15 protein-coding genes are annotated in these 12,700 nt (G+C 66.8%); 9 read left to right on the top strand and 6 right to left on the bottom strand.

Features of this window, described 5'->3' with window-relative positions; genetic code table 11:
• Positions 1–19 precede the first annotated feature (19 nt).
• The 4 genes from QNN99_RS05825 (at position 20) to QNN99_RS05810 (ending at position 2,588) form a co-directional block, all read left to right on the top strand.
• Positions 20–229: a hypothetical protein gene (locus tag QNN99_RS05825; RefSeq protein WP_229965466.1), complete on the top strand. Its 210-nt coding sequence runs from the start codon at positions 20–22 to the stop codon at positions 227–229.
• A gap of 210 nt (positions 230–439) precedes the next feature.
• Positions 440–1,003, top strand: coding sequence for a GNAT family N-acetyltransferase (locus tag QNN99_RS05820; protein ID WP_229965465.1), 564 nt, complete (start codon positions 440–442; stop codon positions 1,001–1,003).
• A gap of 225 nt (positions 1,004–1,228) precedes the next feature.
• On the top strand, positions 1,229–1,738 hold the full coding sequence (locus QNN99_RS05815; protein ID WP_229965464.1) for a hypothetical protein: 510 nt from the start codon (positions 1,229–1,231) through the stop codon (positions 1,736–1,738).
• A 31-nt stretch (positions 1,739–1,769) separates the two neighbouring features.
• A complete protein-coding gene (locus QNN99_RS05810; protein WP_229965462.1) occupies positions 1,770–2,588 on the top strand; it encodes a DUF427 domain-containing protein in 819 nt (272 codons plus the stop codon).
• 10 nt (positions 2,589–2,598) lie between these two features.
• Here QNN99_RS05810 and QNN99_RS05805 read toward each other — a convergent pair whose 3' ends face one another.
• Entirely contained in the window at positions 2,599–3,405 is an 807-nt protein-coding gene (locus QNN99_RS05805) for a PIG-L deacetylase family protein (RefSeq protein ID WP_229965461.1), read from the bottom strand.
• 81 nt (positions 3,406–3,486) lie between these two features.
• Between QNN99_RS05805 and QNN99_RS05800 the strand changes: the two genes are divergently transcribed.
• On the top strand, positions 3,487–4,941 hold the full coding sequence (locus QNN99_RS05800) for a lipase maturation factor family protein (RefSeq protein ID WP_229965460.1): 1,455 nt from the start codon (positions 3,487–3,489) through the stop codon (positions 4,939–4,941).
• Between the two features lie 107 nt (positions 4,942–5,048).
• Entirely contained in the window at positions 5,049–5,924 is an 876-nt protein-coding gene (locus tag QNN99_RS05795) for an alpha/beta hydrolase (protein WP_229965459.1), read from the top strand.
• Between the two features lie 27 nt (positions 5,925–5,951).
• Here the strand turns inward: QNN99_RS05795 and QNN99_RS05790 are convergent, their stop codons facing one another.
• The 4 genes from QNN99_RS05790 to QNN99_RS05775 all read right to left on the bottom strand — a co-directional run bounded on the left by QNN99_RS05790 (position 5,952) and on the right by QNN99_RS05775 (position 9,108).
• Complete coding sequence (locus tag QNN99_RS05790) at positions 5,952–6,758, bottom strand: pullulanase X25 domain-containing protein (protein ID WP_229965458.1); 807 nt, start codon at positions 6,756–6,758, stop codon at positions 5,952–5,954.
• Positions 6,759–6,800: 42 nt separating this feature from the next.
• Positions 6,801–7,700, bottom strand: a complete 900-nt coding sequence (locus QNN99_RS05785) for a lipoate--protein ligase family protein (RefSeq protein WP_229965457.1) — start codon at positions 7,698–7,700, stop codon at positions 6,801–6,803.
• 8 nt (positions 7,701–7,708) lie between these two features.
• Positions 7,709–8,497: a thioesterase family protein gene (locus QNN99_RS05780; RefSeq protein WP_229965456.1), complete on the bottom strand. Its 789-nt coding sequence runs from the start codon at positions 8,495–8,497 to the stop codon at positions 7,709–7,711.
• A gap of 110 nt (positions 8,498–8,607) precedes the next feature.
• Positions 8,608–9,108 (bottom strand): hypothetical protein, encoded by a 501-nt coding sequence (locus tag QNN99_RS05775; RefSeq protein WP_229965455.1) that lies wholly within the window; start codon positions 9,106–9,108, stop codon positions 8,608–8,610.
• 272 nt (positions 9,109–9,380) lie between these two features.
• Between QNN99_RS05775 and QNN99_RS05770 the strand changes: the two genes are divergently transcribed.
• Positions 9,381–10,352 carry an aldo/keto reductase gene (locus tag QNN99_RS05770; RefSeq protein ID WP_229965454.1) on the top strand — a complete coding sequence of 324 codons (972 nt, stop codon included), beginning with the start codon at positions 9,381–9,383 and terminating at the stop codon, positions 10,350–10,352.
• 27 nt (positions 10,353–10,379) lie between these two features.
• On the opposite strand, the gene QNN99_RS05765 is transcribed toward QNN99_RS05770, so the two are convergent.
• Complete coding sequence (locus tag QNN99_RS05765; protein WP_269439159.1) at positions 10,380–11,135, bottom strand: SOS response-associated peptidase; 756 nt, start codon at positions 11,133–11,135, stop codon at positions 10,380–10,382.
• 73 nt (positions 11,136–11,208) lie between these two features.
• Here QNN99_RS05765 and QNN99_RS05760 point away from each other — a divergent pair, with 73 nt between their 5' ends.
• Both QNN99_RS05760 and QNN99_RS05755 read left to right on the top strand, forming a co-directional pair.
• Entirely contained in the window at positions 11,209–11,583 is a 375-nt protein-coding gene (locus QNN99_RS05760; RefSeq protein WP_229965452.1) for a hypothetical protein, read from the top strand.
• A 132-nt stretch (positions 11,584–11,715) separates the two neighbouring features.
• A complete protein-coding gene (locus tag QNN99_RS05755) occupies positions 11,716–12,699 on the top strand; it encodes an NAD-dependent epimerase/dehydratase family protein (protein WP_229965451.1) in 984 nt (327 codons plus the stop codon).
• Position 12,700: the final 1 nt, after the last annotated feature.

Raw genomic sequence — 12,700 nt, 5'->3', positions numbered from 1 at the left:
CGGCGGTTAGGCTGTGGATATGACTGCATGGAGCCGTTACCTGTTCGGGGTCTCGATCATCTTCGGGGTGGGCACGATGATGCTCGCGGAGAAGCTGCCGGAATGGTGGGGGCCGGTGTCGGTCCTCGTCATGGTCCTGGCTGCTTCTGCGTTCCTAACCTGCTCCATTCTGGAGTACCGACGCGGTCGCTCGGAAGCCGGCACTTTGGAGCAGCGGCTCTCCCCGTAGATCCCCTCTTAGGGTCGAGACATGTACCCGTGTCGATGCGATCAGTGTTTGGTGAGGGGTCCCATCAATACACCATTAGTCTTCTGCGCTGTGGACCGTTCGTTGACGATCATATTGCCCGGATTAACTCCCTAGTCCGGTCGCATAGGCTGACTGAATGCAAACTGAAGCGGAGCCGGGGCACCTCGGAATGTCCAGAGTATGCCCACTATGAGAGAGATCGACCAGGAAGTTGATTACGTCCGGTTCGAGCATGTTGCGACGGACGAAATTTGGGCTGAGATCGCGAGTCTCTTTGTCTTGAGCTTCGCGGCCCCTCCCTACAATGAATCTCCAGATGACCTGCAAAGCATTGAGCAATGGGGCCCCGACAAACTTGCTGGTCCTGGTGGGCGACTTGTCGCGGCGAGACACGATGGACACGTGATCGGCTTTGCGTTATCGCAGAGACTTGACCAGGACAGCTCCTGGCTGCGACGGCTATACGCAATGCTGCCAACGCCAGACGCGGTAATTTCTCCGTCGAGAACCGTTATTGTCCAGGAACTCGCTGTCGACGATAGCTATCGAGGCCGTGGGATAGCCAAACAGTGCATCCGTGAACTCCTCTCGAACCGAACCGAACAGGATGCCGTCCTGGGTGTTTTCGGCCAAGCATCCCAGGTCCGGGAAATTTACAGACACTGGGGTTTTTCGGAGCTCGGTACCTCTCCCATTTACGGCGGAACCGTGACCCTGCATGCCCTGCATCACAAACTTCCCTGGACGGCCTAGTCATTCAGCCGCAACCCGTCCCCGCAAAAGGCCGCTTGGCTTGTCGAGGACGCTCCTCCGGACAGCGGCCACACCCCCTGGTGTAGCGTGGGCAGCTCAGTGGCCAGCAGCTTCGCCGCACGTCAGCTGAGAACGACGGCGATGGAGGGCAGGAGCAGCTCGGCCAAACGTCGGGGGAAGGTCCGGTTGGACTGTACGGAGTTTCTCCCCAAGCGAGGGGGAACCATGGCACGGATGACACGAGGCAAAACAACATCGGCCGCCACACTGGTGCTGGCAGGCGCGCTGTTGATGACAGGCTGCTCATCAGCTGAATCAGCGGCAGATGAACCGACGGTAACGGCAGCGTCGAAGACGCCGCGCCCCACCCACATCCCCACCCCGACACCCACGGCGAAAGTCCAGCCATCCGATGGTGCCACCTACAGTGAAGTTGTCCTCGGCTCCCTGGAAAACCAGACCGGCAGCGGCAGTTTGGAAAACATTGCCACTGCCGCCCCACGCCTGAAAATCGTTACCTCCTGCGTCGGAACCGGCGACCTCCGCGTCGAAGTCCCGGGCGCCGCGGCTTTTTCCTTCCCCTGCGAGACCGCCGGTATCGATGGCAGCGTAGCCAACGCCTTCCCGGTTACTCAGGTCGCTCAACCTTTCCGGGTGCTCGTCACCGCGAACAATGACCAGACCTGGGGCATGACGGTTCTTGAGGAGCCCGCAATCGGAAACACAGGGCCTTGATTCCGGCCCGGGGCCGCCAGACACTGGAGTCATGGCACTGCAGATCAGTTCCGCATTCTGGAAGTTCATCCCGCAGCTGCGTTTCGAACCCACGCCGCGGCGCATCCGGGCCCAGCTCGGCGACAACACGGTAGTCGATTCCGGCAACGCGTTCCTGGTGTACGAGCCTCGGCGGGTCACCCCGATCTATGCCGTACCCGCGCAGGACATCGCCGCGGACCTGACTGCTGCCCTTCCCGGGGCCGATGATCCGCTGGCCGGCGTACCGCCGGGAGCCCCGATGGATCCGCGCTATCCTTTCGCCGCGCATACGACGCCGGGGCAGCCCCTGGACCTGCGGGCGGGAGCGCACGAGCTGCCCGGCGCCGCGTTCCGGGCCGCCGATCCGGATCTGGCCGGCCACGTCCTGCTGGACTTCTATGCCTTTGACCGGTGGCTGGAAGAGGACCAGGTGATTGAGGGACATCCCCGCGATCCGTTCCACCGGGTGGACGCCCGGGCCTCGTCGCGGGCAGTGCGCGTGCATCTGGGCGGGCAGCTGCTGGCGGAAACCCGGGAACCGCTGTTCGTTTACGAGACCATGCTTCCGGTGCGCACCTATTATCCGCGGGACGACGTGGACTGGGACGCCCTGAGCGCGTCACTGAAACACACCGTCTGCCCGTACAAGGGCACCGCTTCCTATTGGTCGGTCACGGGCCAGCCACAGGGCGCGGACCTGGCCTGGTCCTATGAGAAGGTGCTGCCCGACTCCACGCAACTGAAGGACCGGGTGTCGTTTTTCGACGAACGAACTGACGTTTACGTGGACGACACCAAACAGGAAATCGATTCCTTCTTCCGGTTCTGAGACGGCTGCTTCATTCCAGCCCCTCAAACACATCACCCAGTACCGCTGCCCCGGGCTGCCGCTGTGGCCAGGCGATGACCAGCGGCTCCACGGAGACGGAACGGGACCAGGCGGCATCCTCTTCCGAGTCCGGGGGTACCCCGGGGGAAACCACGTGCCGCTGGGTCCGGTGCTCCATCAGCCCCGCCACGATCCGGTGCGCCACGCTGCCCACGTCCACTTCCATGCCAATCAGCTCGTCCGGAACCGGATGAATGTCATAGACCCTGTCCTCGTCCCAGGGTTCCAGCCCGCGCCGGACCCGGGCGCGGTTCCAGCGCTCCCAGGTGGAGCGGCGGACGCCGCCGTGCAGCAGGCGCTGCAGCCCCGGCCCGCCGTCGCCGCACAGACGAAAAAACGCGGCATCGGTGGCCGCGCCGACTGCGATGTGGTCCGGATGCCCGGTGAGCCCGTCGGGTCCGAAGGTGGCGACGACGTCGGGCCGCTCCTGCGCCAGGATGCCGCCGATCCGCTCCACCAGTTCCCCGAAGGGAACCCGGCCGACCGCGCCGTCGTCGTAGTCCAGCCATTCGTGGCGGTCCGGCGGCCTGCCGTGGGCCGTCCACGCGGCGTCCATCTCACGCCGGCGGATCAGCCCGAGCGGTTCGTTCACCGGCGGATAGGCGGGATCGATCTGCCCGGCGCCGCCGTCGGTCGCGTGGACCAGGATGAAGCGGAACTCCGGATCGTGTTCGTGCAGCGCCACGGTTCCGGCCAGTCCGTACGCGTCGTCATCGGGGTGGGCGACGACGAGGGCCAGGATGTGCGATCCATCCATTCCGGCACCTCCCGGGGAGAGCTGAGGAGTTTTCCGCCACCGGTCCCAGCCTAGGACCTCCGGCGCTACGGTTGGGATGCGATGGAGCTTTTCAATGCCGAGGGATACGAATTTGCGCGGCAGGTGCTGCAGCGCGGCATCGCCGCCGTCTACCTGCTCGCCTTCATCTCGGCCGCCAACCAGTTCCCGGCGCTGCTGGGTGAGCACGGCCTGCTGCCCGCCCCGCGGTACCTGGCCCGGATCAAGGGCACCGCCGGACGGGGCATTCCCACCCTCTTCCGCCGGCATTACTCGGACCGGTTCCTGCTTGCCGTTGCCTGGTCCGGCGCCGCCGTCGCCGCCCTGCTGGTCGCCGGCCTTCCCCAGTCCGGTCCGCCCTGGCAGCCGATGGCGGCCTTTCTGCTGATCTGGTTCCTGTATCTGTCGATTGTGAACGTCGGCCAGACGTTTTACGCCTTCGGCTGGGAGTCGCTGCTGCTTGAGGCCGGCTTCCTGGCGGCATTCCTGGGCTCCACCGAGATGGCTCCCCCGGTGGCCGTGCTCTTCCTCTTCCGCTGGCTGGTGTTCCGGCTGGAATTCGGTGCGGGGCTGATCAAGATGCGAGGCGACCGCGTCTGGCGGGATCTTACGGCGCTGTACTACCACCACGAGACCCAGCCGATGCCCAACCCGGCCAGCTGGTACTTCCACCACCTGCCGAAACCGCTGCACAGGGCCGAAGTGCTCGGAAACCATTTTGCCCAGCTGGTGGTGCCGTTCTTCCTGTTCTTCCCGCAGCCGGTCGCCGGGATTGCCGCTGCGGTGGTGATTTTCACGCAGTGCTGGCTGGTGCTCTCCGGAAATTTCGCCTGGCTGAACGTCCTGACCATTTTGATCACGTTCAGCGCGGTCGCCGATTCAACTGTGCAGGCGGTGCTGCCCTGGGCCGGCTTTGCAGCGCCGGATCCCGCGGCGACGCCGGTGTGGTTCGCCGTCGTCGTGCTGGCGGTGACGGCACTGATGCTCTACTGGGCCTGGGAGCCGCTGCGGAACCTGTTCAGCAGCAACCAGCTGATGAACGCGAGTTTCAACCGCTGGCATCTGTCCAATGCCTACGGTGCGTTCGGCAGCATCACCCGGTCGCGGAACGAGGTGGTGCTCGAAGGGACGCTGGATGAGCCTGGCCCGGACGCCCGCTGGCTGGAATACGGGTTCAAGGGCAAGCCCGGAAATCCGTCCCGGCGGCCGCGCCAATTCGCGCCGTACCATCTGCGGCTGGACTGGCTGATGTGGTTCCTGGCTTTGGGTGCCGCGGGCGGTTCCTGGTTTCCGGTGCTGCTGCAGAAACTGCTCGAGGGCGACCGCAGGGTCCTGGCCCTGCTGCGCACCGATCCCTTCGCCGGAACCCCGCCGCGGTGGATTCGGGCCCGGGTGTACCGGTACCGGTTTTCCACTCCCGCGGAACGCCGGGCCGACGGCGTGTGGTGGGTGCGGGAGCCCGCCGGCTTCCTCACGGACCCGGTCGGCCTGATCGGGCCGTCATCTGATGCGCCGTGATCTGATGCGCCGTGACGGCTTCCGCGCCGGGAGTTTGAAATGGCAGACTGGCCACCAGATCGTGCCGGCGGGACCGGATCACTTCCCGAAACGAGGAGCAACTGACCATGACCCCTGTCGGGAGCCTGCGGTCCCCCTACCCGTCCACCGATTTCGATTCCGTGCAGTCCGTAGACCGCCTCCCCGTGGTGTTCATCCACGGGCTGTGGCTGCATGCCAGCAGCTGGGATCCGTGGCTGGAGCTCTTCCGGGAGCGCGGCTACGAGCCGGTGGCCCCCGGCTGGCCGGGCGAGCCCGAGGCCCTGCCGGCCGCCAACGCGTTTCCGGACCCGATGGCCGGAACCGGAATGCGGGAGGCCCTCACCCACTTTGAGGATGTCATCAGCGGGCTGCCGCGGCCTCCGGTGCTGGTGGGGCACGCCTTCGGCGGGCTGCTGGCGCAGCAGCTGCTCGCCCGGGGATCGGCCGCCGGTGCCGCAGCCATCGCGCCGGCCCAGTTCCGAGGGGTCCGGCGGCTGTCGCCGGGCCAGCTGAGAACCGCGTTGCCGGTGCTGTGGAACCCGCTGAACCGGTACCGCATTCTCCGCCAGTCCCCGCAGCACTTCCGCAAAACCTTCGCCAACGCGGTCACCGAACGTGAGTCCAATGACCTGCATGCCACCTGCGTGATGCCGGCGCCGGGCCGGCCACTGTTCCAGGCAGCGGCGGCCAACCTCAATCCGCGCACCCCGGTGAGGGTCGACACGGCAGCGGCCCGGGGTCCGCTGCTCCTCGCCGGCGCCGGCGCCGACCGGGTGGTGCCGGCATCGGTGGTCCGGGCGGCCGCGCGGCGCTACCGCTCGGCGGCGTCGCCCACGGAGTACGTGGAGATTGAGGGCAGCGGGCATTCCCTGGTGGTTGACCACGGCTGGCGGATTGTGGCCGAAACGGTGCTGGGCTTCCTGGCCCGGCACGGCCTGACCCCGGAGGCGGCGGACCGTTAGCGCCGGGCCGGCCACGCGGACGCCCGCTTAGCTGTTGACGTCCTGCTTGGGAATCACCAGGTGCGTGGCGTGGTCATAGAGGAAGGTCAGCGGTCCGCCGTCGTGCACCACGTCGAGGTTAGCCCCGTCCCGGTGCCCGTCCCTGCCGTAGTTCTCGTCCCAGGAACCGTTCAGTGCCACCTTGAACTCATAGTGGCCGGCGGGAAGTTCTGCCGTGAGCTTCCACAGTTCATCGCTGCGGTCGAAGATAAGCTGCAGCTCGCTTCCAGCCGGGTCCCAGTCCGCTCCGCCCAGGGCTTTGCCCAGGGTTCCGGCGACGACGACGGCGTCCGGCTGCGGGAAGGTGGGCCCGGGCTGCTCTCCGTCCTCGTGGGCACGGGCGCCGTGCTGCTCCTGCGGAATCTCAGGCACCACCACAGCCGCCTCCAGCGCCTCTTCGACGACGGCCTCGGCAGCCGCTGCGGAAGTGTTGGCAACCGGCGGAGCCGTGCCGTCCATGGCGCCGAGCAGGTCGGCGGTTTCCGGGAAATCCTCCAGCGCCTGGCGTCCGGCGGGCGTAATGCTCCAGCCGGCCCTGCCTTCCTTCGTGATCCACCCGGCCTTGACCAGCTTGGTGGTGGCGTTGGACAGCGCGCGTTCTCCGCGGGCGGCCCCGCTGGCAAGGGTCTCGGACTCCCGGCCCTCCAGCGGCACCCGGGTCATGGCCGCGGCGAGGACTTCGCCGCGGCTGATGCGCCGCTGGGCGGCGGGATCCTCCGCGGCAAGGACCTCCAGAACGGCCTTCAGCCGCAGGGCGGTGTTTTCAATGGTGTTTTCAATGGTGGTCTTGGCCAATGGTCTTCCTTCGTCCGGCGGTGTGCAGAGCCATCACCAAGCTTACTGATCGACAGCTGAGCTCACCGATCGACGCGCAGGCTGAGGCAGCCGGACTGTATTTTGCCCAGTGGCGCCGCTGCGGTCCAGGGAAGCTGCCAGAGCGTCGAAATCCGCGGAGGCAAGCGGCGCGTAGGCGCCATAGGCCTCAATCAGTGCCGCTTCGACTGTGTCCAGGGAAACACTGCCGGCTCCGGAAATGCTGTTTTTTCGGGAAACACTGCCGGCGTCTTCCGCGGCGCCGGCCGTTTCCGGGTTCCAGTCCAGCCCCAGGGCGGAGTAACAGCTGGTCAGGACCCGGCGCAGCGGTTCGGCGTCCTGCACCACCAGCACCGACGAAAAGAGCCAGGCGCCGGAAACCACCCGCTGGGCGGTGCCCACGAGTTTGAGCTTCCGGCCGGAGTCAGCGGTGCCGTGGACAGTGAACTCCCCCGGACAGTACTCGCCGGGAATTTCCCCCACCGCGGCGTTGACGCCAACCCGGCGCAGGGCCGAGGCAAACAGCTCGCCGAAGGCCGCGAACCGCGCCCGCGAACCCGCCACGGCATCGGTTCCGGGTTCCACATGGTCCACGACCAGGCACCCCTGATGGTAGGCCGCAGCCCGTCCGCCGGCCTTGCGGACCAGCGGCGCAAAGCCCTGCTGCCGGCAGGCCTCCGCGGCGGCGTCGAACCCGGGAAGCCGGGCATCGCGCTGGCCCAGGGCCACCGTGGGCTGCGGGCGGTACAGCCGCAGCGTGGGTCCCAGCGTTCCCGTGCGGGCGGCAGCCAGCATGGCCAGCGCAAAGTCCAGGTCTTCTGCGGCACCCAGGGTGCGGGTTTGGCGCACGACGGCGAGGGGAACCTGGCCGTCGCTGCCGGCGGATGGTCCGCCGGCTGATGCGCGGGGGGCTTCCTGCGGCATCGCGTGCCCTAGGCCTGCGGGCCGAGCCGGCGGACCGTCAGGATCTGCTCGCTGCGGCCGAAGGGGCCTTCGACGTCGTGCAGCACTGAGGAGGTCAGGCCGATTCCGTCGGTGCCGAACGTGACCCGGGTGTCCAGTCCAAGCCATTCGCCCCGGGGCTCGCGGTGGAGGTGGATCTGCAGGTCGACGTTGGGGAACATGTAGCTGTCACCGCCGGGAGGTACCCGTGCCGCAACGCCGTTGGCGACGTCCACGAGACCCACCAGCCGGACGAGGTCGTTGGCCGGAGCGCCTTCCACCATGTCGTACGGGGTCCGCACCCAGACCTGCCCGCGGCCCGGGCGAAGCCCCTCGACCGCGCGGAAGTCCAGCGAGCCGATGAAATCCCCCGGCCACTGCGTCATTCCCCGGGGCTCCGCCAAGCCGTCCGGGCCGGGCATCCGGGTGTCCTCCAGGGCCGCCACTTCCGCCGTGGCCCCCCGGGCCAGCCGCCAGGCCGTGGCCCGCACCGCGGTCCGCCCGCCGGCGATCAGCTCGGCCTCGAGGAGTTCGATGGTGCGGCCCGGGCGCAGGATCTTGGTTCGCACATCGAAAACTCCGCGGGGGATGACACCGAAAATGTCATAGCTGATTCTGGCCAGGCGCATGTCCTGGCGGGGGCTGCAGTTCTGCAGCGCATGGGCGAGGACACCCGAGACCGGAGCCATGTGCTGCTCATGCTCGTTCCACGCACCCTGGGTGTGGATGCTGGATTCAAAACTCTCCTCGCCCAGGGCGCGGTAATACGACTCGGCCACAGAGGTGCCCTCCTTGGAGTTTCCAGGTTTTGGATCTCAGGCTACAGCAGGCCTCTCCGGAACCGTCCGCGGGGCTGCCGGCTGGTTGCCGCCGGACTGCCGAATCGGTCCTAGGCGCGGGGCGGGACAAGATTGGCGAACGGCAATCTGCCGTGCACCCGGCCGAATTCCGCGTGGAACTCGGCGTGGGCAGCATTGACCGTTTCCGCCGGCAACTCCCGCCAGGCCACGAGGAGGTCCTCGGCGTCCGCCAGCTGCCAGATCAACCGGCCGTCCCAGTGTCCCGGCGGCTTTCCGTTGCCAAAGTCCACAAATTCGGAGATCTGGCGGCGGAGCCCGCGGTTGCCCTTGCTGCCGGGGCTGGCCTTGCCGATGAACAGGACGTCCGCGTCGGCGACCCACTCGGCTTCCAGCGCAGCCCGCGGCAGGGACGGTTTCTTCTTCTTGAACGTTCCGGCCGTGCTTTGCGCGAGGAACCGCGGCTCGAAGCCCTCGGGCCGCAACACGGCGAAGATTCCCTGGCGCTGCGGAATTCGGTTGATGTCGAGGTCCGAGATGGGCCGGAATCCGGTGAACCCGTCGTTTATGAGTGATTTCTTGTTCAACGGCATGGATTCCTTGGATCTTGGCGGCGGGATGGTTGCTGGGCTGTCTCCCGTGGGTGCATTTCGCACCTTCGATGCTACCCGGCCGAGCGTTGCGGCCTTCCATCTGCTGCCGGCTCTGCTGCCCGGCTGGAAGCCCGTCCCCGGGGATTGCCCATCTAGCCGCAGGCTCCGAAACCGCGCAGAATGGGTCCTGCGATCTGCGCTTTCGTGCGCCTCCGGCCGGTGAACCGGCGTGGAGGGCTGGCCGCCGTCTCCTACTCCGAGCGAGGACTTCCATGCAGTACACCCACTTGGGCCGTTCCGGCCTCAGCGTCTCCCGCCTGTGCCTGGGCACCATGAATTTCGGACCCAAAACCGACGAGGCCGACGCGCACGCGATCATGGACTCCGCGCGCGCGTCGGGCATCAATTTTTTTGACACCGCCAATGTGTACGGCTGGGGGGAGAACAAGGGCTGGACCGAGGAGATTGTCGGCCGGTGGTTCGCCAGGGGCGGCGGACGGCGGGAGGACACCGTGCTGGCCACCAAGCTGTACGGCTCGATGAGCGAGCGCCCCAACGACACCTTCCTGTCCGCCCTGAACATCCGCCGGGCGCTGGATGCGAGCCTTCAGCGGCTGCAAACTGACTACATCGATCTCTACCAGTTCCACCACATCGACCGGAACACACCGTGGGACGAGATCTGGCAGGCCATGGAAGTGGCGGTGCAGCAGGGCAAAATCATCTACAACGGCAGCTCGAACTTTGCCGGCTGGCACATTGCCCGCGCCCAGGAGGCGGCGCAGCGCCGCAACTTCAACGGCCTGGTCAGTGAGCAGTCCATTTATAACCTGATCAGCCGCACCGTCGAGCTGGAGGTTATTCCCGCCGCGCAACAGTACGGGCTGGGACTGCTGCCCTGGTCGCCGCTGGAGGGCGGTCTGCTGGGAGGTGTGCTGAAGAAGGCGGAGCAGGGCGGACGGCGCACCGAGGGCCGCGCCAAGCAGGCCCTGGAGACTCACCGGGACGCATTGCAGCAGTATGAGGACTTCGCCGATGAGCTGGGCCTGGCCCCGGGCATCCTCGCCCTGGCCTGGCTGCTGCACCAGCCGGCGGTCACCGCACCAATCGTGGGTCCGCGGATCCAGGCGCAGCTCGACGACGCCCTGACGGCGCTGGACACAGAGCTGGAATCCGGGATCCTCACCCGGCTCGACACCATTTTTCCGGGCCACCGCACCGCGCCGGAGGACTATGCCTGGTAGCCCGCCGGGAGCCCCGTGAGGCCCGGTTCAGTCTTCGGCCGGAAGGACCAGCTGGGGGCCGTTGTTGCGGACAGAGTTCACCTCGGAGGACACCACGCGAGGGGTCAGCACCGGCTCAGGCATGGCGTCCAGCAGCTGTTGGACTTCGGCCGTCTCCGTCAGGCGCGGGTCCAGCCAGTCGGTGTACAAGTCCGGCGGAACGATCAGCGGCGTACGGTCATGGATGTGTCCCAGTGCATCGCTGGCCTCGGTGGTGATGATGGTGAAGCTGACCAGCCATTTGTGTTCATGGTCCTCGGGCAGCGACGGATCGGGCCAGAACTCGTACAGTCCGGCAAACGCCAGCGGATCCTGCGCCGGCGAATACAGGTACGTGGGAATTTTGGCGGAGCCGGATTTTTCCCATTCGTAGTAGCCGTCCGCCGGAACCAGTGCCCGGCGCTTCACCGCAGCCTTCCGGAATGCCGGCTTCTCCAGCACGGTCTCCCGGCGGGCGTTGATCATTCGTGCACCGATTTTGGCATCCTTGGCCCATACCGGCACCAAACCCCACTTTGCCGTGGCCAGCCGGCGGACCGTGTCCCCGCCGCCGTCTTCATGCCCGCCGCCGCGGCCTGCGTCGTCGTCGGCGGGGCGGTGACGGGCGCGCTCGGTGACAATGCGCACGTTGTCGGTGGGGGCCACGTTCCAGGACGGCGCGAGGTCCTCCCCCACCGCCTGGTCAGCATTGAAGGCTGCCACCAGGTCCGATGTTGCCTTGGCCATTACGTAACGTCCACACATCCTCCCATTGTGCCTGCCGGAACGGATTACGCCAGGACATCCGTTGATTCGAATATATGTTCTACTTTTAAGCATGGACCAGGACGCGGCGACACGGCTCGCTGCCCGCTATGCCCGGCGTTCGGAGCCGCTTGAACTTACCCCGGAAGAGCTGGACTTTGAGCACCACCCCGCCACCACTTCGGTGCCGGGGATTCCCGTCTGGGCCTGGATCCGGTTTCCCAGCGCCGCTGAGCGGGTAAAGGGCGAAGCCTGCACCTGGAACGCCAAAGCCGTGCAGGTACTGTGGACCGACGCCGGGATCCGGCGGGCCACCTGGGTCTGGGCATCGGCCGTGAGCAGGCGCTCCAACGGGGCCCGGAAAACCGGACTCGGCGAGCGGACAGGCGATCCTTCCGCCCAGCCTGCTGCCGGAGCGGACGCCGGGCCCGGCCGGCAGGCTCCGTAACGCGTCACGAACTGAAGCTGCGCCGTCCCCGGGACAGAATCGGAATTGTGCTGCAGACTGGGCCTGCGGAGAAAACCTCCAAGCCGCGCCGGCGCCGCTGCTGCGGCTCTTACGTATAGTCAGGGAGCGCACGTGGATATTCTTCTCATCGGCGGAACCGGAGTTATCAGTGCGGCCGTCGCCGAGCAGGCGTGCGAGCTGGGACACCGGGTCACGCTGCTGAACCGCGGGACCTCCGCCACCCGTCCTGTGCCCGCCGGCGTGGAAGTCCTGCACGCCGACATCCGTGATGCGCGGGCCTCGTCAAAGGTCCTGCGGGGCCGCGAGTTCGACGCCGTCGCCGACTTCATCTCGTTTGTTCCCGAACAGCTGGCCGCCGGAATGAAGCTGTTCCGCGGCCGCACCGGCCAGTACGTGTTCATCAGTTCGGCCTCGGCCTATCAAAAGCCGCCTGCCCGGCTGCCGATTCTGGAATCCACTCCCCTGCGCAACCCGTTCTGGCAGTACTCCCGTGACAAAATTGCCTGCGAAGACCTCCTGGTCTCCGCCTACCGGGACGAGGGTTTTCCGGGAACCGTGGTCCGGCCGTCCCACACCTATGACCGCACCATGATTCCCGTGATGGGCGGCTGGACGGACCTGCACCGGATGCGGGCCGGGCTTCCGGTGCTGGTGCACGGGGACGGCACCTCGCTGTGGACGCTGACGCACAGCCGCGATTTCGCGAGGGCCTTCACCGGGCTGCTCGGCCGCGCCGCAGCGGTGGGTGAGAGTTACACCATTACCTCGGATGAGTTCCTGCCCTGGAACGAGGTGTACCGCGTATTGGCAGCAGCCGCGGGCGTGCCCGAACCGCAGCTGGTCCACGTCGCCTCCGAGACCATTGCCGCCCACGACCCGGGCCGCGGACCTGGCCTGCTGGGCGACAAGTCCCACTCCGTCATTTTCGACAACTCAAAGATCAAGTCGCTGGTGCCCGGCTACTCCGCCCGCATCCCTTTCGCGCAGGGTGCGGCCGAAATCCTCAGCTGGTACGACGCCCATCCCGGGGAGCAGCGGATCGACCAGAGCTTCATGGCGCTCTCGGACAGGCTAGCCGCTGCAGCCGCCGGCTAAG

Origin of the sequence: Arthrobacter sp. zg.Y820 (assembly GCF_030125555.1) — a bacterium.
Classification (GTDB): domain Bacteria; phylum Actinomycetota; class Actinomycetes; order Actinomycetales; family Micrococcaceae; genus Arthrobacter_B.
Note: the sequence above shows the minus strand (reverse complement) of the source record. Positions and strands in the feature narration are given on the sequence as shown.